Annotated in this window: 21 protein-coding genes, 4 pseudogenes and 1 other annotated feature; of the genes and pseudogenes, 22 read left to right on the plus strand and 3 right to left on the minus strand. The window is 53.2% G+C overall.

Annotated features, from left to right (window positions below; translation table 11 throughout):
* The first annotated feature begins 18 nt into the window (after positions 1-18).
* From J0B03_RS07875 to argF, 12 genes and pseudogenes are all read left to right on the plus strand, one after another.
* Positions 19-660: a TetR/AcrR family transcriptional regulator gene (locus J0B03_RS07875; RefSeq protein WP_207299083.1), complete on the plus strand. Its 642-nt coding sequence runs from the start codon at positions 19-21 to the stop codon at positions 658-660.
* Positions 653-1,612 (plus strand): 3'-5' exoribonuclease YhaM family protein, encoded by a 960-nt coding sequence (locus tag J0B03_RS07880; protein ID WP_207299084.1) that lies wholly within the window; start codon positions 653-655, stop codon positions 1,610-1,612. The genes J0B03_RS07875 and J0B03_RS07880 overlap by 8 nt, the downstream gene beginning before the upstream one ends.
* A 4-nt stretch (positions 1,613-1,616) precedes the next feature.
* Positions 1,617-2,369 carry an acyl-[acyl-carrier-protein] thioesterase gene (locus J0B03_RS07885; protein ID WP_207299085.1) on the plus strand — a complete coding sequence of 251 codons (753 nt, stop codon included), beginning with the start codon at positions 1,617-1,619 and terminating at the stop codon, positions 2,367-2,369.
* Positions 2,370-2,451: 82 nt separating this feature from the next.
* Positions 2,452-2,704 (plus strand) — a binding site (T-box leader).
* An 85-nt stretch (positions 2,705-2,789) separates the two neighbouring features.
* Positions 2,790-3,791, plus strand: a complete 1,002-nt coding sequence (gene ilvC / locus J0B03_RS07890; RefSeq protein ID WP_207299086.1) for a ketol-acid reductoisomerase — start codon at positions 2,790-2,792, stop codon at positions 3,789-3,791.
* Between the two features lie 17 nt (positions 3,792-3,808).
* Positions 3,809-5,463, plus strand: a pseudogene (gene ilvD / locus J0B03_RS07895) (dihydroxy-acid dehydratase).
* 16 nt (positions 5,464-5,479) lie between these two features.
* On the plus strand, positions 5,480-7,147 hold the full coding sequence (ilvB, locus tag J0B03_RS07900) for a biosynthetic-type acetolactate synthase large subunit (RefSeq protein WP_508278640.1): 1,668 nt from the start codon (positions 5,480-5,482) through the stop codon (positions 7,145-7,147).
* Positions 7,148-7,204: 57 nt separating this feature from the next.
* Positions 7,205-8,739 (plus strand): annotated as a pseudogene (locus J0B03_RS07905) (2-isopropylmalate synthase).
* The gene (gene cimA, locus J0B03_RS07910; RefSeq protein WP_207299087.1) at positions 8,723-10,312 is read left to right on the plus strand and encodes a citramalate synthase; all 1,590 of its coding nucleotides are present in this window, start codon (positions 8,723-8,725) and stop codon (positions 10,310-10,312) included. The pseudogene J0B03_RS07905 and the gene cimA overlap by 17 nt, the downstream one beginning before the upstream one ends.
* A gap of 13 nt (positions 10,313-10,325) precedes the next feature.
* A complete protein-coding gene (leuB, locus tag J0B03_RS07915) occupies positions 10,326-11,396 on the plus strand; it encodes a 3-isopropylmalate dehydrogenase (protein ID WP_207299088.1) in 1,071 nt (356 codons plus the stop codon).
* A gap of 111 nt (positions 11,397-11,507) precedes the next feature.
* Complete coding sequence (locus J0B03_RS07920) at positions 11,508-11,774, plus strand: Veg family protein (RefSeq protein ID WP_207299089.1); 267 nt, start codon at positions 11,508-11,510, stop codon at positions 11,772-11,774.
* Positions 11,775-11,871: 97 nt separating this feature from the next.
* Positions 11,872-13,104, plus strand: coding sequence for an arginine deiminase (locus tag J0B03_RS07925; protein WP_207299090.1), 1,233 nt, complete (start codon positions 11,872-11,874; stop codon positions 13,102-13,104).
* 19 nt (positions 13,105-13,123) lie between these two features.
* Positions 13,124-14,110, plus strand: a complete 987-nt coding sequence (gene argF, locus J0B03_RS07930) for an ornithine carbamoyltransferase (RefSeq protein WP_207299091.1) — start codon at positions 13,124-13,126, stop codon at positions 14,108-14,110.
* An 80-nt stretch (positions 14,111-14,190) separates the two neighbouring features.
* Here argF and J0B03_RS07935 read toward each other — a convergent pair whose 3' ends face one another.
* Together J0B03_RS07935 and J0B03_RS07940 are read right to left on the minus strand one after the other, a co-directional pair.
* Positions 14,191-14,934 (minus strand): peptidylprolyl isomerase, encoded by a 744-nt coding sequence (locus J0B03_RS07935; RefSeq protein ID WP_207299092.1) that lies wholly within the window; start codon positions 14,932-14,934, stop codon positions 14,191-14,193.
* Between the two features lie 140 nt (positions 14,935-15,074).
* Complete coding sequence (locus J0B03_RS07940) at positions 15,075-16,343, minus strand: FAD-dependent oxidoreductase (RefSeq protein ID WP_207299093.1); 1,269 nt, start codon at positions 16,341-16,343, stop codon at positions 15,075-15,077.
* Between the two features lie 167 nt (positions 16,344-16,510).
* Between J0B03_RS07940 and amrS the strand changes: the two genes are divergently transcribed.
* Both amrS and amrA read left to right on the plus strand, forming a co-directional pair.
* Complete coding sequence (gene amrS, locus J0B03_RS07945) at positions 16,511-17,356, plus strand: AmmeMemoRadiSam system radical SAM enzyme (protein WP_207299094.1); 846 nt, start codon at positions 16,511-16,513, stop codon at positions 17,354-17,356.
* 17 nt (positions 17,357-17,373) lie between these two features.
* Positions 17,374-18,777, plus strand: a complete 1,404-nt coding sequence (gene amrA, locus J0B03_RS07950) for an AmmeMemoRadiSam system protein A (protein ID WP_207299095.1) — start codon at positions 17,374-17,376, stop codon at positions 18,775-18,777.
* On the opposite strand, the gene J0B03_RS07955 is transcribed toward amrA, so the two are convergent.
* Positions 18,774-19,067, minus strand: a complete 294-nt coding sequence (locus J0B03_RS07955) for a hypothetical protein (RefSeq protein WP_207299096.1) — start codon at positions 19,065-19,067, stop codon at positions 18,774-18,776. The two genes, amrA and J0B03_RS07955, sit on opposite strands and share 4 nt — an antisense overlap.
* Before the next feature lie 365 nt (positions 19,068-19,432).
* Between J0B03_RS07955 and pyrB the strand changes: the two are divergent.
* The 8 genes and pseudogenes from pyrB to pyrE all read left to right on the plus strand — a co-directional run bounded on the left by pyrB (position 19,433) and on the right by pyrE (position 25,002).
* Positions 19,433-20,358: pseudogene (gene pyrB / locus J0B03_RS07960) on the plus strand (aspartate carbamoyltransferase).
* On the plus strand, positions 20,355-20,777 hold the full coding sequence (locus tag J0B03_RS07965) for an aspartate carbamoyltransferase regulatory subunit (protein WP_207299097.1): 423 nt from the start codon (positions 20,355-20,357) through the stop codon (positions 20,775-20,777). Before pyrB ends, J0B03_RS07965 begins: the two are co-directional and overlap by 4 nt.
* Before the next feature lie 11 nt (positions 20,778-20,788).
* Complete coding sequence (locus J0B03_RS12245) at positions 20,789-21,553, plus strand: amidohydrolase family protein (protein WP_246798106.1); 765 nt, start codon at positions 20,789-20,791, stop codon at positions 21,551-21,553.
* Between the two features lie 8 nt (positions 21,554-21,561).
* Positions 21,562-21,966, plus strand: coding sequence for an amidohydrolase family protein (locus J0B03_RS12250; RefSeq protein WP_246798107.1), 405 nt, complete (start codon positions 21,562-21,564; stop codon positions 21,964-21,966).
* Positions 21,941-22,789, plus strand: a complete 849-nt coding sequence (gene pyrF / locus J0B03_RS07975) for an orotidine-5'-phosphate decarboxylase (protein ID WP_207299098.1) — start codon at positions 21,941-21,943, stop codon at positions 22,787-22,789. Before J0B03_RS12250 ends, pyrF begins: the two co-directional genes overlap by 26 nt.
* A complete protein-coding gene (locus J0B03_RS07980; RefSeq protein ID WP_207299099.1) occupies positions 22,780-23,487 on the plus strand; it encodes a dihydroorotate dehydrogenase electron transfer subunit in 708 nt (235 codons plus the stop codon). Before pyrF ends, J0B03_RS07980 begins: the two co-directional genes overlap by 10 nt.
* Positions 23,480-24,381 (plus strand): annotated as a pseudogene (locus tag J0B03_RS07985) (dihydroorotate dehydrogenase). Before J0B03_RS07980 ends, J0B03_RS07985 begins: the two are co-directional and overlap by 8 nt.
* 48 nt (positions 24,382-24,429) lie before the next feature.
* Entirely contained in the window at positions 24,430-25,002 is a 573-nt protein-coding gene (gene pyrE / locus J0B03_RS07990) for an orotate phosphoribosyltransferase (protein ID WP_207299100.1), read from the plus strand.
* Positions 25,003-25,007: the final 5 nt, after the last annotated feature.

Raw genomic sequence — 25,007 nt, forward strand, 5'->3', positions numbered from 1 at the left:
TCACCACAGGAGAAGGCCATGCCAAAAGATACTTTTTACAATCTGCCGGAGGAAAAACGGCAAACCATATACGAAGCAGCCTTGGACGAGTTTTCCATCCATCCCTTCAAGCAAGCCAGCATCAACCGGGTGGTGGAGGCGGCAGGCATTGCCAAGGGTAGCTTTTATCAGTATTTTCAGGACAAAAAGGATCTCTACAAATTTCTGGTGGAGGAGATCTTCCAGAAGAAGATCGCCTATTTAACGCCGGAAATGCAGAATCCCTTTAACATGGACTGCTTTTCCCTGATCCGGGAGCTTTTTCGCAGCGGGGTCCGCTTCGCCAAGGACAATCCCAAGCTGGCGAAGATCGCCCAACACCTGATGAGCAATTCGGAAAAAGACACCTACCTGGAGATCATGGAGGAGAAAAAAGGGGAAGGCATCCAGATCTATAAAATGATCCTGGAAAAGGGAATGGAGAAGGGGGATGTCCGTGGGGACATCAATCTGGATATTGCCGCGTTCTTTTTGTTTCAGCTGAGCAATTCCCTCTCCGACGGATTTATGGACATGTTCCACCAGGGAGATGAAGCCCAGCTCATGGAGCGGGTGGAGGACATGATCGAAATTTTGAAATATGGAATATCCAACAACAGACTGGAGAGTGAAAATGAGTAAGAACGAATCGATCAAATCGATGGAATACGGACAAAATGTGGTTTCCTTTCTGATGATCAAGGAATCGGACCTGAAAAAAGCAAAAAACGATTCCCTGTACCTGGACATGATCCTGGGAGATGCCTACGGCAACCAGGCCAATGCCAAATTGTGGAACGCAGATGGGACCATGGCATCCTACAAGACGGGAGACCTGGTCCTGGTGGACGCTCTGGTGCAAAAATTCAACGGACGGCTGCAGCTGCGGATCAACCGGCTTCGGCTGGTCGAAGAAGGGGACGATGTGAACATCGAAGACTTTGTGGACAGTGCACCGGAAAACCCGGAAAACATGTACGCCTACATGATGGAGATCCTGGCCGACTATGAAAATGAAGAGCTTCGGATGTTGACGGAGTACATGCTGGAAGAAAAGAAGGACCGACTTTTCTATTATCCGGCAGCCAAGACCCATCACCATGCCATCAAGGCCGGCTTGCTCTACCACACCTTTTCCATGCTGAAACTGGCGGTGGAACTGGCAAAGCTGTACCCTTTTATCGACAGGGACCTCCTTTTTTCCGGGGTCATTCTCCACGACCTGTCCAAGGTGGATGAAATGGTCTCCAATGAATTGGGGATCGTGGAAGACTACAGCAAGGAAGGGAAATTGCTGGGCCACATCATCCAGGGAATCGTGGAGATCGACAAGGCGGCGGCATCCCTGGGCATCAGCAGCGAATGTCGGCTCCTGCTGGAACACCTGCTATTGTCCCATCATTATCACGCAGAATACGGAAGTCCGAAAAAGCCTCTTTTGCCGGAAGGGGAGCTGCTCCATTACATCGACATGATCGATGCCAGGATGTTCACCATGGAAAAAGTCCTTCGGGATGTGGAACCGGGGAGCTTTGCAGAGAGAAACATGACCCTGGAATACCGCAGCATGTACAAACCGGACTGGCAGGCGTAAGATCATGGCAGGCTATCAAAGGACGGAGATCCATCGGATCAAAAGCTACGAAGTGGACAAAAACCAGCGCCTCCATCTGGAACGGCTGGTCAACTACGCCCAGGACATCGCCATGGCCCAGGGGGAATCCATGGGGATCGGACAGGGTCATCTGACGGACCAGGGACTGGCCTGGGTCATCGTCAAGTTCGACATCCGGTTGGACCGGTATCCTCTATATAATGAAGAGATCCATGTGACCACCCAGCCGGTAGGCTTTCACAAGTTGACGGCAGATCGACGATTCTGGTTTGCCGACCGGGATCAGAAAACGCTGGGGACCATCGCATCCCAATGGGTGATGGTGGATATAAACAAGGGACGGATGAAGTCCATCCCGGAATTCTATCCCAAACAGTACGGATTCGATTTTGCCAATAATGAGAAGATCGTCTACGACAAGGTCCAAATGCCCGATTCCTGGGGAACGGAAGCGAAAGAGCGGGTGAAGTTCAGCGACCTGGATTTCAACGATCACGTCAACAACGGCAGGTATCTGCGCTGGATCATGGACGGGTTTCCGGAAGGCTTTCTGGATGTCCATGGGGTGAAGCGGCTGCAGGTGTCCTTCAAGAAGGAAGCCCGGCTGGGGGAGGTCGTCACCCTTCGCACCACCCTTCCTGGAGAGGACGAGCCCCACTCCTTGGTGGAAATGACCTCGGAAAAAGGAGAAAGCCTGGTCCAGGGACGAATCGACTGGTTTAAATTTTCAGAATAATTTGATTTATTTGATAAATGAGGGAAAATAACCTTGACAGGGCAAAACCATGAGACTATAATAAACTCTAATACGAATCAGAGAGAATGCGATGACGAAGAGAAAAGTGCCGGGACTTTGGCCCAGAGAGCTGATGGTTGGTGAAAATCAGCGCCAAGGTGGCATGCAATGCTCACTTCCGAGTGCTCGTCTGAAAAACCGGCAGGTTTAGTAGGACGTAGCGGAAGCCTCCGATACAGGGCTCAGGATCGGCTAGTGCCGATCTGAAACGAGACGGCATGAATGAATGCCGTGAATTAGGGTGGTACCACGAGACGATGTCCTTCGTCCCTATAAGTCTTCAGACTTATAGGGGCGGAGGTTTTTTATTTTTCAACAAGTTGGGAAACAAACTATATTTTAATAACGGGAGGAATAACAATGAGTAAAATGTATTACGAACAAGACTGCAACATGGACGCACTGAAAGGGAAAACAGTAGCCATCATCGGATACGGAAGCCAGGGACATGCCCATGCACTGAACCTGATGGAAAGCGGTGCAGACGTGATCGTCGGTCTTTACGAAGGAAGCAAGTCCTGGGCCAAGGCGGAAAAAGCCGGATTGAAGGTGGATACGGCAGCCAACGCAACAAAAGCCGCCGATGTGGTCATGATGCTGGTCAACGACGAGAAGCAACCCAAGATCTTCAAAGAATCCATTGAACCCAATCTGACAGCCGGCAAATATCTTGCCTTTGCTCACGGTTTCAATATCCTCTACAACCAGGTAGCTCCGGCAGCCGACATCAACGTGTTCATGGTGGCCCCAAAAGGACCGGGACACATCGTTCGGCGAATGTACGAAGAAGGAAAAGGAACTCCTTGTCTGGTGGCAGTCAACCAGGATCCCTCGGGAGACACCATGGAAGTGGCCCTTTCCTATGCCGCCGGCATCGGCGGAGCCAGAGCAGGGGTGTTGGAAACGACATTTAAAGAAGAGACGGAAACGGACCTTTTCGGTGAACAAGCCGTTCTTTGCGGAGGTTTGACGGAATTGATCAAAGCCGGATTCGAAACTTTGGTGGATGCAGGCTACCAGCCGGAAAGCGCATACTTTGAGTGTGTCAACGAAGTAAAACTCATCGTGGACTTGATCGTGGAAGGCGGATTTGAAAAAATGCGATACTCCATCAGCGACACGGCAGAGTACGGAGACTACCGAACAGGGACCCGGATCATCACTGATGAGACCAAAAAAGAAATGAAGCAGGTACTCAAGGAGATCCAGGAAGGGGAATTCGCCAGCAAGTGGTTGGCGGAAAACAACGTGAACCGACCATACTTCCTGGCAAAACGAAAAATGGAAAGCGAGCACCAGGTAGAAATCGTGGGCAAGGAATTGCGCAAGATGATGCCTTGGCTGCAAAACGAAGAAGAATAGAAAAGGGAAGTGAAACCATGCGAAGCCAACAGATGAAAGAAGGGTTTTCCAAAGCGCCTCACCGCTCTTTGTTGAAAGCCAGCGGATTCAGCGATTTGGAGATCAGCAAGCCCTTGATCGGCATTGCCAACTCCTTCAACGAGATCGTGCCGGGACATGTAGAACTCAATGCCATCGCTGCAGCGGCGAAAAAAGGCGTGCTCATGGCGGGAGGGACTCCCATGGAGTTTCCGGCTATTGCCGTTTGCGACGGCATCGCCATGAACCACGAAGGAATGAAGTATTCCCTGCCCAGCCGGGAGATCATTGCAGACAGTGTGGAGATCATGGTGCGGGCCCACGGACTGGACGGGGTCGTCTTGATCCCCAACTGCGACAAGTCCGTCCCTGCCATGCTCATGGCGGCGGCCAGGCTCAATATCCCCGCCATCGTCATCAGCGGCGGACCCATGCTTGCAGGAAGCTACAACGGCAAAGCGGCGGACCTGATCACCGTATTTGAAGGGGTGGGTTCCTACTCCACGGGACAAATGAGCGAGGAAGAACTGACGGAGCTGGAAAACAGCGCCTGTCCCACTTGCGGATCCTGTTCCGGCATGTTCACCGCCAACTCCATGAACTGCATCAGCGAAGCCATCGGAATGGCCTTGCCCGGAAACGGGACCATACCGGCGGTCTATTCGGATCGAAAGCGGCTGGCAAAAGCCTCCGGCATCAAGATCATGGAACTGGTGGAGAAAAACATCCGACCCAGGGACATCATGACTCCGGAAGCCTTCGAAAATGCATTCACCGTAGACATGGCACTGGGCTGTTCCACCAATACGGTCCTTCATCTGACGGCCATCGCCAATGAAGCCGGTGTGGACTTCGACCTGGACAAGATCAACGATATCAGCATGAAGACCCCCAACCTTTGCCGGCTCAGTCCGGCAGGGCCTTATCACATACAGGATCTTTACGAAGTGGGCGGCATCATGGCCGTCATGAAAGAATTGGACAAGAAGGACCTGCTCCACCGGGATCTGATCACGGCCAGCGGCATGACCATCCAGGAGCAGTATCAAGATCAGGAGAAAAAAGGAAACCTCATCGTGGCGGACATCGACAACCCGTACAGCGAAACCGGAGGGATCCGGGTCCTTCGAGGAAATCTGGCTCCGGGCGGCGCTGTGGTGAAGCAGTCGGCCGTCGCTCCGGAAATGATGCAAAAACGCACCGTTGCCGTAGTTTTCGACGGAGAGGACTTGGCTTCGGAAGCCATCCTGGCCGGCAAGATCAGAAAAGGCGACTGTGTGGTCATCCGCTATGAAGGCCCCAAAGGGGACCGGGGATGCGGGAAATGCTGACTCCCACCTCTTCTCTGGCCGGCATGGGACTGGACAAGGATGTTGCCCTGATCACCGACGGACGATTCTCCGGCGGGACCAGAGGGGCTGCTATTGGCCACGTGTCGCCGGAAGCTTGCGAAGGAGGCATCATTGGTCTGGTGGAAAATGGAGACATCATCCAGATCGACATCATCAACGGGACCCTGGAGCTGGAAGTGGACGAAGAGACCCTGGCAGCTAGAAGGGAAAAACAGCAGATCAAAATGCCGGAAGTGGACGGCTATTTGAAACGATATTCCAACACGGTCACCTCTGCCTCTACGGGAGCGATCGTAAAATAGCACAGGAGGTGTTGACGTGACAAAAATGACGGGAGCACAGATGGTGGTCGCCTACCTGAAGGAACAGCAGGTGGATACCATCTTCGGATACCAGGGCGGGGCAGTGATCCCACTGTTTGATGCCCTCTACGACGAGCAGGATCATTTCAGGATCGTTCGGCCCGCCCATGAACAAAATGCAGTTCATGCCGCAGATGCTTATGCTAGGACCACGGGAAAAACCGGAGTGTGCATCGTCACCTCCGGCCCCGGCGCCACCAACACGGTCACCGGTATCGCAAATGCCTACATGGATTCCGTGCCCCTGGTGGTCATTACAGGACAGGTGGCCTCCGGACTGCTGGGAAAGGACTCCTTTCAGGAGATCGATATCACCGGGGTCACCATGCCCATCACCAAATACAACATGTTGGTCAAGGACATCACTCAGCTGACGAAAGCCCTGGCCAAGGCCTTCTCCATCGCCAACGAAGGAAGGCCGGGACCGGTTTTGGTGGATATCACCAAGGATGTACTGATGGGGAAAGACCGTTTTGTTTCCCACTACAAGCCGGTGGAGAAATTCTGTCTGCCGGAGGAGGAACCTTCGGATACCCTTGCAGAGATCGCAAAACGGATCAACCAAAGTAAAAAACCGGTGATCTATGCCGGCGGTGGCGTGAAGATCTCCGGAGCCCAGGAAGTACTGTTGAAACTGGCGGAGAAAAATGCCATTCCGGTGGTCAACACCCTTATGGGCCTGGGGGGATTCCCCAGAGACCATCAACTGTCTCTTGGACTGGTGGGGATGCACGGATTCAAGGAAGCCAACCTGACCGTTACCAACAGCGATTTGATCCTGGCCATCGGCGCCCGGTTCAGCGACCGGGTGACGGGGAAAAAAGACCGGTTTGCACCGGGTGCCACCATTATCCATCTGGACATCGATGAAGCGGAGATCGGGAAGAACATGGCCGTATCCATGGCCCATGTCTGCGATTTGAAATCTGCATTGGAAGAAGTCGTGGATCAAGTGGAGGAAAACAAGCGGGAGGAATGGCTGGAGCAAGTATCCTCTTTTCAAGTGGATGACGGCGTCGATCCCGGGGATTTTGCAGCAAAGAACATCATCCAAAGCATCAGCCGGCGATTTACCGGAGATCCCATTGTGGTCACCGACGTGGGACAGCACCAGATGTGGACTGCCCAGTTTTGGAACTTCAACGGGAAAACCGACTTCGTCACCTCCGGTGGACTGGGGACCATGGGCTTCGGCCTGGGTGCCTCCTATGGGGCGAAGACGGGAAACCCGGACCGGAACGTGATCCTCTTTGTGGGGGACGGCGGGTTTCGAATGAGCTGCCAGGAGCTGGTCACCATATCCCGGTACAAGATCCCGGTGCTGATCGTGCTGATGAACAACAATACCCTGGGCATGGTGCGGCAATGGCAAAAGTTATTCAGCAACAAGCGATATATGGAAACGGACATCAACGACGATATGGACTACATGAAGCTGGCGGAAGCCTACCGGATCCAGGCACGACAATTCTCCGACATGAAAAGCCTTCAAGGCTGGCTGGATGAACTGGAAGACCTGAAAGAACCCATGCTCATCGAGTGCAAGATCGGAAAAGACGACAACGTGCTTCCCATCGTACCACCGGGTGAAGCCATCGACGATTTGATCATAAAGACGTATTGATCATCATTCGAAAGAATGATGATTCTTTCTTAAAGAAGGGGAAAGGAGTGAAGTACATTGGGCAAGAAAATCGCATTTTTTGATACCACCCTGCGGGACGGGGAACAATCGCCGGGTTGCAGCATGAACAACAAGGAGAAGCTGCAGCTGGCCAAACAGCTGGAACGGCTGGGAGTGGACGTTATCGAAGCCGGCTTTGCCGCATCCTCCCCGGGGACTTTGAATCGGTACAGACCATCGCCAACGAGATCAAGGATTCTTCGGTGGCCGTACTGGCAAGAACGGTGAAAACCGACATCGACAAGGGGTGGGAAGCCATCAAGAATGCAGCTTTCCCCAGGATCCATACCTTCATCGCCACCTCGGACATCCACATGCGCTACAAGTTGAAAATGGATCCGAAAGACGTGGCAGACCGGGCGGAGGAAATGGTCCGACATGCAGCATCCCTGGCACCGGTGGTGGAGTTTTCCGCAGAGGATGCCACCCGAAGCGACCCGGAATTTTTGGCCCGAATTTTTGACCGGGTCATCCAGGCCGGGGCGAAGATCATCAACATTCCGGACACGGTGGGATATACCACTCCCGACGAATTTGCCTGGTTCATCAACGAAGTCCGGTCCAAGTCCGATCATCTGGACAAGGCCGTCATCTCCGTCCACTGCCACAACGATCTGGGTTTGGGTGTGGCAAACACCCTGGCGGCCATCAAGGCAGGGGCCACCCAGCTGGAGTGCACCGTCAACGGCATTGGAGAGCGGGCAGGCAACGCGGCCCTGGAAGAGCTGGTGATGGTCCTGGATACAAGACGGGATGTCTACCAGTGCGACTTCAACATCAAGACCACGGAGATCATGAAGACCAGCAATCTGCTGACCATGATCACCGGCGTGAAGGTCCAGCCCAACAAGGCCATTGTCGGCGCCAATGCCTTCGCCCACGAATCGGGGATCCACCAGCACGGCATGCTCAACCACCAGGAGACCTACGAGATCATGAAACCGGAGACCATCGGACTCAACAAGAACAAGATGGTCCTGGGGAAACACTCCGGCCGCCATGCCTTCAAGGAACGGTTGGACAGCCTGGGCTACACCTTGACCCAGGAAGAGCTGGACATGGCTTTCGAGCAATTCAAGATCCTGGCGGACAAAAAGAAGCAGGTCTACGACCGGGACATCGACGCCATTGTCGCCAAGCGGATCATGGTGGACACGGACAAACTCAAGCTGGTCCGCTATGTGATCAACAGCGGCAACACCATCACTTCCACTGCCACCGTTCTGTTGCAGAACGGGAATGGCCAGCAGGAAAGGGTGGCTACCGGGGATGGTCCAGTGGATGCTTCTTTCAATGCCATCAAGAAATACGTCAATCTGGACATCAAGCTGGAAGACTACTCCCTTCAAGCCATTACGGAGGGCACCGATGCCCTGGGCGAAGCCATCGTCAAGATCAGCTACGACGGCATGACCCATCTGGGAAGAGGTTTGAGTACGGACATTGTGGAATCCAGCATCAACGCCTACCTGGGAGCCGTCAATAAAGTGCTCAACTACATAGAAGGTGATGGACATGAAACAGAACATTGAAATATTTGATTCCACCCTGCGGGATGGAGCACAGGGAAGCGGCATTTCCTTTTCCCTGGATGACAAGATCAAGATCACCCTGGAGCTGGATGAACTGGGGGTGGATTATATCGAGGCGGGCAATCCCGGGTCCAATCAGAAAGATCGGGACTACTTTGAGCGGATCAACACCATGAAGCTGAAGCATGCCAAACTGGTGGCCTTCGGAAGCACCCGAAGAAAGCACTCCAAAGCAGCAGAAGATGGAAACGTGGCGTCCCTGCTCAGTGCCGGGACCCAGGCCATCAGCATTTTCGGAAAATCCTGGGACTATCACGTCACCAACGTGCTCCATACCACTCTGGAAGAAAATCTGGCCATGATTGCTGATACCATCTCCTACTTGACCAAGGAGGGGAAAGAGGTGATCTTCGATGCGGAGCATTTCTTCGATGGGTACAAAAACAATGAAGGATATGCCATGGAAAGTCTGAAGGCGGCCTACGATGCGGGAGCCAAAGCCCTGGTGCTTTGCGACACCAACGGAGGCGCTTTTCCCGACGAAGTGGCAGCCATCACGGCCAAGGTGAAAAGCCTCTTTGATGTCACCATCGGTATCCACTGCCACAACGACGGGGGAATGGCGGTGGCCAATTCCATCCTGTCCGTAGAGGCGGGAGCCACTCAGGTACAGGGGACTTTCTTGGGGATCGGCGAACGGTGCGGCAACGCCAACCTGTCCACCATCATCCCCAACCTGCAGCTGAAAAGGGGATATTCCTGCATACCGGAAGAGACCATGGAGCAGTTGACCACCTCCGCCCGCTACATTGCAGAGGTCTCCAACCTGACATTGGACCGTTCCATGCCTTATGTGGGACACAACGCCTTTGCCCACAAGGGAGGCATGCACATCGACGGGGTCATCAAGGCGAAGGGTTCCTTTGAACACATCGATCCGGAAGCGGTGGGCAACGACCGGTCCTTCATCATGTCGGAAGTGTCCGGCAAGAACACCATCATCAGCAGCATCCAGCGGGTGGAGCCTTCCCTGACCAAGGATTCCCCGGAAACCAGGGAGATCCTGGAGAAATTGAAAAAGCTGGAACACGAAGGATTCCAGTTCGAGGGAGCGGAAGCGTCCTTTGAACTGATCATTCGAAAGCATTTGGGTCTGTACAAGCCCTTCTTCCAATTGGACTACTTCAAGATCATCGAAGAAGAGAAGCAGGGGGAAAACGAATGCTCCGCCTCCGCCCTTATCAAGGTCATGGTCAACGGCCAGGAAGAGATGACGGCGGCGGAAGGAAACGGACCCGTCAACGCCATTGACAAGGCCATACGGAAGGTCCTGGGGATGTTTTATGCCAATCTCAAGGATTTCCACCTGACCGACTTCAAGGTCCGTGTATTGGACGGTGCCAACACGGCGGCGAAAGTCCGGGTCCTTATCGAATCCACGGACGGAGAAGACTATTGGAGCACCATCGGCGTGTCCACCAACATCATTGAGGCTAGTGTCCTGGCTTTGGTGGATTCCATCGAATACAAGCTGATCAAGGACATGGAAGTAGAGGAAGCAAGCAAATCTTAATCTGGAGGAGAACATGGAATATAAAATAGCAGTGATCAAGGGAGACGGGATCGGACCGGAAGTAACACAGGCCGCCCTGGAGATCCTGGATGCAGTAGGAGAGAAATACGGCCACACCTTTCACTATACGGAAGTATTGGCGGGTGGTTGTGCCTACGATGTACATGGTCATCCCTTGCCGGAGAAAACCATGGAAGTATGCAAAGACAGCGATGCCGTGATCCTGGGCGCCGTCGGCGGTCCTAAATGGGACGACCTGCCGGGAGATCTTCGCCCGGAAGCGGCCCTGCTGGGACTTCGCAAGGGGCTTGGACTTTTTGCCAACCTTCGACCGGCCATCCTGTTTGATGCCCTGAAGGATGCCTGTCCGCTGAAACCGGAGATCGTGGGAGAAGGACTGGACATCTGCGTCGTTCGGGAACTGACCGGCGGCATCTACTTTGGTGAACGTGGCATGAAGGAAACGGACATGGGAATGTCTGCCTACGATATGGAAGTGTATTCGGAGATGGAAGTGGAGCGGATCGCCCGGGTGGCATTCGACATGGCCATGAAGCGGAAAAAGAAAGTCATGAGCGTGGACAAGGCCAACATCCTGGAGAGCTCCCGCTTGTGGAGAAGGACCGTGGAAAAGGTGGCAAAGGACTATCCGGAAGTGGCCCTGGACCACATGTACGTGGACAATGCGGCCATGCAGCTGGTTCGAAACCCCAGACAATTTGACGTCATTGTCACCACCAACATGTTTGGAGACATCCTTTCCGACGAAGCCAGCATGATCACCGGATCCATAGGCATGCTGCCCTCCGCCAGCTTGGGAGAAGGCAACAAGGGCATGTATGAACCGGTCCACGGTTCGGCGCCGGACATCGCCGGCCAGGGGAAAGCCAACCCGTTGGCCACCATCTTGTCCCTTTCCATGATGCTGAAGTACACCTTTGGCTTGATGGAGGAAGCGGCCTGCATCGAAGAGGCGGTCATGAGCGCCCTCAATGAAGGAAACCGCACCGGGGATATCGCCGCTGAAGGAGAGGCGGTCTTGACCACCGAAGAAATGAGGACAGCGGTCAAAAAATTCTTGTAGATAGATGCAGAATTTGTATTGACACTGGGTTATATTGTTGTTACAATAGTAAATTTGACTTCGGTCGATATTTGTGGTACAATGGGACCAGCATATAACCGAGGTGATAAAATGAATACCAGGCAAACGCTCAACGAAATTAAAGAGGGGCTGGAGCACTACGTAGGTCACAGAGTACGATTGCGAGCAAACAAAAGCAGAAAAAGAGTAGTCATCAAAGAAGGCGTGATCGAGGAGATCTATCCAAGCATCTTCGTGATCAAAGTAGAGGAAGCCAACCGGAATCCCCGAAAAATGTCTTTCTGCTATTCGGATCTATTGACTCATAATATTGAATTGTTTCTTTGCGAAAACAACGAAAGCATCGTTTGTGGATAAGGCTGCAGGTACCTGCAGCTTTTTTCTTTTGCCCGGTATTGTGGAAACGATCCAAAGAAGTTATACTTTAAGGTATTGAAAGTGGGAGGTCCTTTTCATGATACAAGATCAAATAAAACAACTTCAAGTCTGCTCCGAGGTGGGTCCCCTCAAAAAAGTCATGCTTCACCGCCCCGGAAGGGAACTGGAAAGAATATTGCCGGAACAGCTGTCGGAACTCCTTTTCGAAGACATACCCTGGTTGAGCCGAATGCAGAAAGAGCATGACGGGTTTGCCCGAGAATTGAAGGAGTCTGGAGTGGAGATCTTCTATGTGGAAGACTTGCTCCAAGACGTGCTCCACGACGAGGTGCGCCGCAGAAAGGTGCTGGAGGATGTGCTGGAAGGCAGCGACACCTGTGACAAGCCGGCCAAGGACTTTCTCTACGAGTACCTGCAGGAAAAGTCGGCAGGTGAGTTTGTGGACTACATGATCGGCGGGATCAACAAGGAAGACATCAAGGAGTTCAAAAAAGTGAAATCCCTGTCGGATTTTGTGGAAGATCCCCATTATTTTTACATCAATCCCCTGCCCAACCTGTATTTTATGCGGGATCCGGCAGTGGTGATCGGCGACGGCATTGCCATCGGATCCATGCATTCTCCAGTCCGAAAGCGGGAAAGCGGATTCATGCGGCTGCTCTACGAACACCATCCCCTCTTTGCCCGGGGAGAGATGGACCTGTATTTTTCCAATGACTTCCAGCATACCCTGGAAGGGGGAGACGTGCTGGTCCTTTCCAAGGACACTCTGGCCGTGGGATGCAGTCAGCGGACCGGCGTGGCAGGGATCGAACTATTGGCAGATCAGCTTTTTTCCAGTCATTCGGACATTCGGAACCTGCTGATCATACAGATCCCCAAGGTTCGAGCTTACATGCACCTGGATACGGTCTTCACCATGATCGATTACGACAAATTTACCATCTATTCCGGCATCCTGGATGCCGTCAATGTATTCAGCGTCACCAAAACCGAGTCGGGGGCTTTTGACTACGCCCAGGAAGAGAATCTGCAAAAGGCTCTGGAGAAGTATCTGAAAACATCCCTGGAACTGATTCCCAGCGGCGGCGACGATCCGGTCACGGCGGCAAGGGAACAGTGGAACGACGGAACCAACACCCTGGCCATTGCACCGGGGAAAGTGGTGGCCTATGGACGAAACGAAGTATCCAACCGGGTCTTGCGAAGCCGGGGGATCAACGTCATCGAGATCGAAGCCAGCGAGCTGGTGCGGGGACGGGGTGGCCCCAGATGCATGAGCATGCCCCTGCATCGAACAGACCAATAATCAAAGGAGGAAAATCATCATGCCTATCAATATAAAAGGTCGCAGCCTGCTGACCCTGAAAGACTATTCCGGGGAAGAGATCCGCTATCTCTTGGATCTGGCCAAGGATCTGAAAAACAAAAAAAGAATGGGGATCCGGGGGGATCTTCTGGAAGGCAAGAACATCGTTCTTCTTTTCGAAAAGACATCCACCCGAACCCGGTGTGCTTTTGAAGTGGCGGCTTATGACGAAGGTGCCAGGGTCACTTTTTTGACCAACAGCCAAATGGGGAAAAAGGAATCCATCGAAGATACGGCCAAAGTTCTGGGGCGTTTTTACGACGGCATCGAATTCCGGGGCTTCCGTCAGGAGACGGTGGAACAACTGGCCTGCCATTCCGGCGTACCCGTATGGAACGGATTGACGGACCGGTACCATCCCACCCAGGTGCTGGCAGACATGCTGACCATCCAGGAACACGTCAACAAGCCTTTTCATCAAATGAAGCTGGTCTACGTGGGAGATGCCAGAAACAACATGGCCAATTCCCTGATGATCGGCTGCGCCAAGCTGGGGATGTCCTATACGGCAGTGGCCCCCAAGTCCCTCTTTCCAGAGGAGGACCTGGTGGAGGAAGTGAACCTGCTGGCCAAAGAGACGGGAGCGATCATCCAGATCACCGACGACGTGGATCAGGGCGTGAAAAATGCGGACGCCGTTTATACGGATGTGTGGGTCTCCATGGGGGAAGAGGACCAGTTTGCAGAGCGGATCCGGTTGCTCTCACCCTATCAGGTCAATATGGACCTGATGAAAAAGACGGAAAACGAGGACTGTATCTTCCTTCACTGCCTGCCTGCCTTCCATGACCTGGAAACGGAGACGGCCAGGGAGATCTATGAACATTTTGGGATTCAGGAAATGGAAGTGACCGACGAGGTGTTTCGAAGTAGAAACTCCGTGGTCTTTGACCAGGCGGAAAATCGGATGCACACCATCAAAGCGGTAATGTGCGCCACGTTATAATTTAAAATGTTAAAATGGGGACGGTGACTTTTTTGCAAAAAAGTCACCGTCCCCATTTTCGTACATTTTCGTAATTTTCCTTAGTCCATATAAAGGACTGGATATTTGGATTTCAGTTCCGCTACTTTGTTGACAAAGAGCTCGTTTTGCTCGTTGGTCAACAGGTATTGCTTGATCTTGTCTTTTACTTCCTCGTAAGGAATAGTGCGGCCTCCGGTTTTGTCCGTAAGCTGTACGATATGGTATCCGTAGGTGGTTTTTACGTCGCCGCGGGTCTCGCCGACTTCCATGGTCTCCAGGGCATCGTCGAATTCCTTGACCATTTGTCCTTTGGCAAAAGTCCCCAGATCTCCTCCGCGGTCTTTGGAAGGGCAGGTGGAATGGTTCTTGGCCAGTTCCGAAAAGTCGGCCCCTTCGTCCAGCTGCTTCATCAGGTCGTCGTGCTCTTCCTTGGTGGCGACCAAAATGTGCTTGGCGCTGAATTGAGGCTGCTCCTGGAAGTTTTCCGGGCTCTCGTTGTAGAAATTTTCCGTCGCTTCATCGCTGATCGTGACTTTTCGAAGAAGGCTTCCGATCTGGTAGCTTTTCATCAATTTTTCTTTTGCGATCTCCAATTCCTTCTGAAACCCTTCGTCTTCCTCCAGGTTGTTGTCCTGGGCGTCGAAATAGAACAGTTCGTGGGCGATCAATTCTTCCAGAATGTTTTTTCTTGCTTCCGGACTGGAATAGGTGGCCGCCTGCTGGGGCGGCAAGGTGCTTAAAAGTACATCGATATCCGCATCGGTGATGGTTTTTCCATTGACAGTTGCTAGTGTTTTACTCATTGTTTCCTCCTCAAGGTGTATTGACCCCCATTATAACACAGGTTACGCCTCGTCAAAAAACTTTTCCCCGATATAACCGATAATATTCAAGGGATCTTTTGCTGTGGAGAAAGGAGGAGCATAGGCAAACTCCAGGTGTTTCAAGTCCTGGATCCCGCCGCCGTAGCGGATGATGGTGGAAAAAATATCGATCCGCTTGTCGCTGCCGGATCCACCCACCACTTGGGCCCCAAGATCCTGCCGTCATTCAAGTCGAAGACCACCTTGATGTGAAGGGCTTCCGTCCCCGGATAATAGCCGGCATGGTTGGCGGCGTCGATCTTGATGATCTCAAAATCTTTCCCTTTTTCCTTTCCTTGTTTTATCAGCATCTTTTCGTTGACCCCGGTGGCACAAATATCCAAGTCAAAAATCCGCACGGCGCTGGTGCCTTGGGTCCCGCTGTAGTGATCGTCCTGTCCGCCAATGACGTTGGCCACGATGCGGCCCTGTTTGTTGGCCGGTCCCGCCAGGGGGATCATGGTTTTTGTCTTTTGGACGAAATCAACTACTTCGATGACGTCCCCAACGGCGTAGATGCCCGGATCAGAGGTCTCCATTCGATCGGAGACCACGATGCCGCCCCGTTCTCCCACTTTCAGTCCCGCCTCTTTGGCAAGCTGGCTGTTGGGTCGCACGCCAATGGAGAGGAGGACCAGGTCGGCTGCAAGGGTCCGGCCGCTTTGGGTGGCGATCTGGGTCTTTCCCTTGTCGTCGGTGAAGGAATCCACCCCGTCGCCCAGGATCAGCTCTATGTCTTTTTTCTTCAATTCTTCATGGACATACTCCGCCATTTCCTTGTCCAAGGGGGCCATGACCTGGTCGCTCATTTCCACGATGGAAACTTTCAGACCCTGGCGATGGAGATTTTCCGCCATTTCGATGCCGATAAAACCGCCGCCGATGATGGCTGCCGTTTTTGCCTCTTTTTTGTCCATGTGCGCCAAAATGGCCTGGGCATCAGGAATGGTCCAAAGGGGAAAAATGTTTTCCCCGTCGATGCCGGGGATGGGAGGCTTTAATGGAGAGGATCCCGTTGCCAGGATCAGCTTGTCGTAGGTCTCTTCGTAGGTTTCTCCTGTTTGATGATCGGTGACGGAAAGCCGTTTTTCCGCCGGATCGACTTTGGTCACCTCGTTGTAGAGGCGTACGTCGATGTTGTATTCCTCTTTCATGGCTTCCGGAGTGGAAGCCAGCAAGTCTTCTTTCTCTTCGATCACCCCGCCTACATAATAGGGGAGTCCACAATTGGCGAAGGAGATGTAGGCACCTTTGTCCAATATGATGATCTCTGCATCTTTGTCCAGGCGGCGATACCGTCCGGCGGCGGTCGCTCCACCGGCGACGCCTCCAACTATTACTAATTTCATACCATTTCCTCCTTGTTTGTTTTGTTCACTTCTCTATATATATCCATATCTGGCTCCTTTAACCGAAGGTTGGAGGATTCAACCCTGACCACAAAAAACCGACAGCCTGTTTTAACTGGTTTTAGAATGATATATATAGGGTGAGAGGGGAAATGAGGTGTCTTGTCATGAAAGAAGCCCGATATGTAAAAATCTTGGAAGGAAAAGATCTGCGCTGCCAGTTGTGTCCCCATGAATGCCTCATCGGTCCCGGAGAGGTGGGACGCTGCAAGGTTCGACGAAATATAGACGGAGTACTGTATACGGAAAACTACGGAAAGATCAGCGCCATCCATGTGGACCCGGTGGAGAAAAAACCTCTTCGCCATTTTATGGAAGGCTCCAAAACCCTGTCCCTGGGCAGTTTTGGATGCAATTTTCACTGTCCCTGGTGCCAGAACTACAACATATCCCTGGAAAAGCCCCAGGTGGAGACCTACTCGCCGGAAGCAATAGTGGACCTGGCTTTGGAGCTGGGTGTGCCTTCCATCAGCTACACCTACAACGAGCCTACAGTGTTTCTGGAATTCGTCCTGGATACGGCCCGTCTGGCAAAATCGAAAGGGCTGAAAAACATTTACGTATCCAATGGATACATAGCTTCGGAGCCCTTGGAAGATCTTTTGGAGTGCATCGACGCATGCAATCTGGACGTAAAGACCTTTGATCCCTTCTATTATAAAAAGTATTGCGGCGGAGAACTGGAATGGGTAAAGCGGACGGTGGAAAAAGCGGCATCGAAGATCCACGTGGAATTGACGGCCCTGCTGGTCACCGGCGTCAACGACAAGGAAGAGGACCTGGAGCGGATGTTTCGATGGATCGCCAGTGTGGACCCCGCCATCCCCCTTCATTTGAGCCGGTATTTTCCCACTTATCACTATCATGAGGAAGCCACTTCGCCCCAGTGGATGGTCGCTGTAAAAGAGCTGGCGGACCAATACCTGAAACGGGTGTATCTGGGAAACGTTTGAGAAAAGGAGTTGTATCCATGAGTTTGGTAGGAGTTGCCATAGCGCCCCACCCGCCCATATTGATTCCGGAGATCGGCAGGGGGGAAGAAAAAAAGGCCCACAAAACCTTGAACGGCATGAAAAAAATGGCGGAATATGTTGCTGGGCAAAAACCGGAGATCATCGTGGTGATCTCTCCCCACGGAAACATGTTTTCCGACGGCTTCTGCATCCTGGATGCAGAAGAACTGGAAGGGGATTTCAGTGATTTCGGATATCTGGGATATCACCTGAGAAAGAGGCTTCATCGTCCATTTTTGGAAAAAATGAAGGAAGTCCTGGCGGATTCGTCTTTTTCCTATCTGTTCATGACGGAGGAGGATGCACAGTTTTACCGGGGTTCCATGGCCTTGGACCATGGTGCCCTGGTCCCCCTGTATTTCATCGAGCAGGTATACCAGGATTACAAGCTGGTCCATATCGCTCCCGGGGATCTGGGATTGGAAGAGACCCATCGATTCGGTACGGTCCTGGAAAGGGTGGCTTCGGAGCTTGACCAGCGGGTCTTGGTCCTGGCCAGTGCCGACTTGTCCCACTGCCTGAAGGATTCGGGTCCTTATCACTATGCAAAGGAAGGCCCCATTTTTGACCAGATCCTGGTGGAGAGCATTCGAGCCAAGCGCTACGACGACCTGACCCATATGAAGCCCCATCTCTACGAACCGGCAGGTCAGTGTGGACTTCGTTCCATCGTCATGGCTCTTGGAAGCGTGGATGGGATGAAAAACCGGCCGGAGGTCTTCAGTTACGAAGGTCCTTACGGCGTGGGTTACATGACGGGAGCCATCCATGTCACCGGTGAAAAAACCCATGGAGAGATCCACCGTTCTCGAGATCAAGTGGAGGAAGATCCTTATGTCCACCTGGCAAGACGAAGCGTGGAGCATTGGACCCGGGAGGGGACCCTGCTAAACTGGGACGAATACAAGAAGGACTTGAAGGATGAAACATTTGTGGAAGAAATGGAAAACACACGGGCCGGTGCTTTTGTGTCCATCCACAAGAACAACCAGCTTCGAGGGTGTATCGGGACCATTGAAGCAACCAAGGAAAATTTGGCGCTGGAGATCATACAAAACGGCGTGGAAGCCTCCAGTTTCGATCCCCGGTTTCCTGCAGTGGAACCTTGGGAACTGGCGGAACTGGAGATCAAGGTGGACGTGTTGAAGAAACCGGAACCCATCCAAGCCTGGACGGAGTTGGATCCCGTCCGATACGGGGTCATCGTGGAAAAAGGATCGAGAAGAGGTTTGCTTCTTCCCAACCTGGAAGGGGTGGACACGGTGGAGGCCCAGTTGGATATCGCCATGCAAAAAGCAGGCATCATGTCCTTGAACCAGGCCACCGTATACCGGTTTGAAGTGATCCGGTACGAAAACTAGCTGGGATCCTTCGGGTGCAACGGGGTCAGGTCAAAAATGACGATGGAGGTAAAGGCCTTTTTCTTGTCCTTGACATAATAGGTTTCTGCAATGGCGTGCTCCAGTTTCACCGAGTCGCCGGGTCGAAGGCCTTCCGTTTTCAAGACCCCTTCCCCCACAATGCGGCCCCGCCAGTGCATGTATTCGTATTCCCCTTTGCGATTGCGTTTTGATGTGGACAAATTGCAGCGAATGAAGTTCTCCTGCCGGTCCAGATCGTAGATCTTTGCGTAGCCTGTTACGTAAAGCATGTATACACCGCCTCTTCATATTGTAGTATATTCAATATACTATATGGTGAAATGTTTTGTAAAGAAAATTTTAGCGAGTTCAATGCAGAAAAAAACAAGAAGACGATCCGTGTTATTCGGCCATGACGTATTGACAAGGGATGGGTGGTAGGGTATCATGGGTTAGATAAAAAATTACTTTTAACTTAGTACGAGATGCTAGGAAGGTATGCATAGGGAACGACCATGGCCACAGGCCGGTTTGTTCCGTTCGTCTGCGATCTGTTGCCTTCTCCATTGTTGAGAAGGCTTTTTTTACAGACACGGCGATGTAGGGCGTTTGCCCTGCAGCCTTTCTTCGTCCTACATGGAACGGAGGATGAATCATGAATCAAGTCAAGCACCTCATAGAACCTGGAGATTTTACAACCGAAGAACTGGACGAACTGTTTCGACTGGCCGATGGGATCATTGCATGCCCCGAGAACTACTTGGATGTGTGCAAGGGACGATTGTTGGCCAGTCTTTTTTTTGAGCCGTCCACCAGGACCCGATTCAGTTTCGAATCGGCCATGCTGCGCCTGGGGGGCAAGTCATCGGATTCGACGATCCCAATGCATCATCTACGGCCAAAGGGGAGACCCTGGCGGACACCATCCGGACCGTGGGCTGTTATGCTGACATCGCCGTTCTTCGCCATCCCCGGGAAGGGACTGCCAAGCTGGCATCGAAACACTCTACGGACATGCCCATCATCAATGCGGGAGACGGGGGACACCAGCATCCCACCCAGACACTGACGGATCTGATGACGATACGCCACTTCAAGAAGAAACTCTCCGGACACACGGTGGCCATCTGCGGAGACCTGAAATTTGGCCGGACCATCCACTCCCTGGTAAAGGCCATGGAGCGCTACGATGATATCCGCTTCATCTTCATCTCCCCAGAAGAACTGAAAATGCCCGGCTACATCCTGGAACGGCTGGATCCGGATTCCTACCGGGAGACGGATAACCTGGAAGCGGTGATCCACGAGGCGGACATCCTCTATATGTCCAGGGTGCAGCGGGAACGGTTCGTCAGCGAAGAAGAATACGAACGATTGAAAAACTACTATATCCTGGATCTGGAGAAGCTGGAATCGGCAAAAGAAGACATGATCGTCATGCATCCCCTGCCCCGGGTCAACGAGATCTGCGACGAGGTGGACCAGGATCCCAGAGCCGTCTACTTTCAACAAGCCCGCTTCGGCATGTTTGTCCGAATGGCCCTGATCCTGAAGCTGTTGCACTTGGAGGTGAAAAAATGATCAACGTATCCAAGATCAAAAAAGGCATCGTCATCGACCATATCGCCCAGGGACAGGGCTACAAGATCTTTTCCCAGCTGAAGCTGGACGAGATCGAGGACGTGGTGGTCCTCCTGCGAAATATCCCCAGCAACAAAATGGGCAAGAAGGACCTGATCAAGATCGAGACGGACATCTACTTGGACCTGACCGTACTGGGGCTCATCGACCCCAACATCACCATCAACATCATCAAGGACGGGGTCCGTGCGGAAAAGATCAAACTGACCCTGCCGGAAAAAGTGACGGGCATCCTCAAATGCAAGAATCCAAGATGCATCACCCAGCACGAAAAGGTACGGGATGTCCAGTTCCATCTGGCAGACCCGGAGAAGCGGCTCTATCGCTGTGAATACTGCGATTCCCATACGTCCCTGTAAGGAGGTTTGACATGCGGATCAACAACATACGGATCATCGACGAAACACAAGACTTTTCAGGAAGTGTCCTCCTCCGGGAAGGAAAGATCCTTCGAGTGATGGAGGAGGCGGAAACCCGGGAAGGGGAATTTGCCGACGAACCGGTCCTGGATGGGAAGGGCATGGCCCTGCTGCCGTCCTTTATCGACCTTCACGCCCACATGCGGGAACCGGGCTACGAATACAAGGAAAACCTGGAAAGCGGCCTGTCGGCGGCACTGGCAGGGGGATTCACCCAAGTATGCGCCATGGCCAACACGGATCCGGTGACGGACAGCAAGGAAAAAGTGCGGGCCAATCTGGAAAAAGCCAAAAAACTGGACCTGGCCCGATTGATCCAGGTGTGCGCCGTGACCAGGGACTTTGCCGACGATCGGTCAGCGTTGGTGGATTTTGCAGCCATCCGACCCTGGACCCCCATCTTTTCCAACGACGGGAAAAACATGGAGGACCCCCAAGCCATGGAGGCGGCGCTAAGGGCATCCGGCCGGTACGACTTCATCCTCTCCTGTCACTGCGAACCGGAAACAGAGATGGTGGAGCGTTATATCAAGGTTGGGAGAAAAGTGGGAGGAAACCTCCACATCTGCCACATCAGCACCCGGGAAACCATGGAAGCCATCCGCCGGGCGAAAGAAGACGGGATCAACATCACCTGCGAAGTCACTCCCCATCACCTGTTCTCCTGGGACGACACCTACCGGGTGGCGCCCCCATTGCCACAAGAGAAGATGTAGAGGCTCTGGTGGAAGGGATCCGGGACGGGATGGTGGATGTGCTTGCCACAGACCACGCCCCCCACAGTCCGGAAGACAAGGAAAAAGGATCCCCCGGCATCTCCAACATGGAGTACGCCTTCGCCGTTTACCACACCGTATTCAAGGAACATGGACTCTCCCTCCAGCGGCTGAGCCAAATGCTCAGCGCCCAGCCGGCACGCATGCTGGGACTGGCGGCAGGACGTATCCGGGAAGGCCTGGAAGCCGACCTGGTCCTGGTGGATCTGGAGACGGAAGAGACCATTGATCCCCTCAAATTTTTATCCAAAGGAAAAAACACCCCATTTGCCGGTCGGACCGTGAAGGGGAAAATCATCACCACCATCAAAGGAGGCATTGTGAAATATGATCATGGACAGATTGTACGATAAGGCGAAAAAACGAGGACCGGTGTGTCTGGGATTGGACACGGATCTTTCCTACCTGCCGGCCTGCATCGCAAAAGAAAAGATCTCCACAGGAGAGCAGCTCTTTCGCTTCAACAAGGAGATCATCGACCAGACCAAGGACCTGGTGGCCTGTTACAAGGTGCAGATCGCCTATTACGAAGCCCTGGGGATGGAAGGGATGGAAGCCTACCGGCAGACCATGGCTTACATCCGCCAGCAAGGAGAGATCTCCATCGGCGACGTGAAGCGGGGCGACATCGCCGCCACCGCCCAAAAGTATGCAAAAGGCCACTTTGAAGGGGATTTTGAAACGGATATCATCACCGTCAACGGCTACATGGGGGAAGACGCCATCTCTCCCTTTTATCCATATCTGAAAGAAAAGGGACTCTTCGTCCTCCTTCGCACCTCCAATAAAAGTGCGGTGGATCTTCAGGATGTGGACGCAGGGGGGCAAAAAGTCTTCCTCCACATGGGAGACCTGATCGCCACATGGGGAAAGGCCTTTATGGGAGATTCCGGTTTCAGCGCCATCGGTGCCGTGGTGGGACTGACCTACCCGGAAGAGTTTGAACTCCTGGCCCAAACCTATCCCAACATGTTCTTCCTGGTGCCGGGCTACGGCGCCCAGGGCGGGACGGGAAAGGATCTGGCCCGGGTCCTGAAGAAAAGCTCCTGCGCCGTGGTCAACTCCTCCCGAGGATTGATCACCGCCCACAAGGGGAAAAGTGACGACTGGGATTTTGCCCAATACGTGAGAACGGCCACCTTCACCATGAAGGAGGACATCGTGTCATGGCTTTAGTATTGAAAAACGAAGAGATGGGCGCCGGCATGTTTCTCATGGTGACGGACCAGGGAGGAGGCGCTCAGCCAGGACAGTTCTACATGGTTCGAAGCTGGGACAAGTATCCTCTTCTCTCCAGACCCGTCAGCATCTTTCATCAGGACGAAGAAACCACTAGCTTTCTCTACCGGGTGGTGGGGGAAGGGACCGAGCTTTTGTCCCGCTGCAAGCCGGGGGATCCGGTGGATCTCCAGGGGCCTTACGGCACCGGCTTTCCCATGGTGACCGGCAAAAGGATCGCCATGGTGGGAGGGGGGATCGGTACGGCCCCCTTGTACTGGACGGCTCAGGCACTCAAAGAGTTGGACGGGGACAATGAAGTGACCCTCTATCTGGGCTTTGACGAAGAAAATCAGGCAACGGATCTCTTCAAAAACCTGGATGCCGACCTCCATGTGCAGATCGGCGGATACGTCACCGATGGACTGGAAAGCGAAGAATACGACCTGGTCTATACCTGCGGACCGGAGATCATGATGAAAAAGGTATACGAATTCTACCGGGAAACCTGCAAGGACGTCTACGTTTCCATGGAGAAGCGGATGGCCTGCGGTGTAGGTGCCTGTCTGGGCTGCACCTGCGAGACAAAAGACGGAAACAAGCGGACCTGCAAGGAAGGCCCCGTATTTCCGGGAAGGAGCGTGTTTTATGAATAGGTTGATGACGGATCTGGCCGGCTGCCGGTTGAAAAATCCAGTGATCGCCGCCAGCGGGACCTTCGGATTCGGCGAAGAATACAGGGGATACTACGACCCGGCCTATTTGGGAGGGATCAGCTCCAAGGGACTGACCCGCCATCCCAAAAGCGGGAACCGTGGGATCCGACTTTGGGAGACCCCCAGCGGACTGCTCAACAGCATCGGCCTGGAAAATCCGGGGGTGGAAGCCTTTATCGCGGATACCCTGCCGGAGATGGAAAAGATCCAGACCATCCTACTGGCCAACCTGGGCGGGGACAACCTGGACGAATACCTGGAAGGAGCCATCCTTCTTGGGGAAACGGAAGTGGACATGATCGAACTGAACATCTCCTGTCCCAATGTAAAAGCGGGGGGAATGGCCTTCGGCATGCAGTGCGACAGCGCCGCCCTTATTACCCGGGAAATAAAAAAAGTGGCAAAACAGCCGGTGATGGTGAAGCTTTCCCCCAACGCCCCCAGTGTGGCGGACATCGCCGCAGCTTGTGCAGAAAACGGAGCGGATGCCCTGTCCTTGGTGAATACCTTTCAGGGGATGGCCATCGACATTCGGGCAAGGAAAGCGGTCTTTGACAATGTCTACGCCGGATTGTCCGGACCGGCCATCAAACCCATCGCCTTGAGGATGGTCCATCAGGTGGCAACGACCGTCTCCATTCCCGTGGTGGGTCTGGGGGGATCACCTCCTGGCAGGACGCAGTGGAATTCATCATGGCGGGAGCTACGGCCATACAGATCGGAACAGGGAGCTTTCCCGAACCCATGTTGGGAAAAGAAGTGGTGGACGGCCTGCAGGCTTTCTGCGAAAAAGAGGGGCTGGCCAATATCGGAGAGATCCGGGGGATCCTTTGATCGCCCAAAAATAGAAAACGAGAATGCAATCGGAAAGGGTGGAGGAACATGGAAAACAAGACTATACGCATTTTGAAGGAAACGGAAGCACTACTGGAGGGACACTTTTTGCTCTCGTCTGGCAAGCACAGCGAGGGGTACGTCCAGTGCGCCAAAGTCCTTCGGTTCCCGGACAAGGCGGCAGCCGTACTGGAACCGGTAGTGGAAAAGATCAAGGACCTGGGGATCCAAAAGGTGGCGGGACCGGCCATGGGGGGCGTCATCGTCAGCTATGAACTGGGCCGCCAGTTGGACGTGGAAGCCATTTTTACGGAGCGAAAAGACGGAGTCATGGAACTTCGCCGGGGATTTGAGATCCTACCGGGAGAAAAGGTCATCATTGCAGAAGACGTGGTGACCACGGGAAAATCCACCCTGGAGACGAAAGAAGTACTGGAAGCCTTGGGTGCCCAGGTAGTGGGTGTGGCCTGCATCGCGGATCGGCGTGGAGAGGGTATGGACATCGGTCTTCCCGTCTACGCTTCCGTGGAGCTGTTTTTCCCCACTTACGATCCACAGGATTGTCCCGCATGCAAAAGAGGAGAAAAAGCGGAAAAACCGGGCAGCCGGGGGAATGCATGATTGGA

The sequence above is a fragment of the Alkalibacter rhizosphaerae genome (assembly GCF_017352215.1).
Classification (GTDB): domain Bacteria; phylum Bacillota; class Clostridia; order Eubacteriales; family Alkalibacteraceae; genus Alkalibacter; species Alkalibacter rhizosphaerae.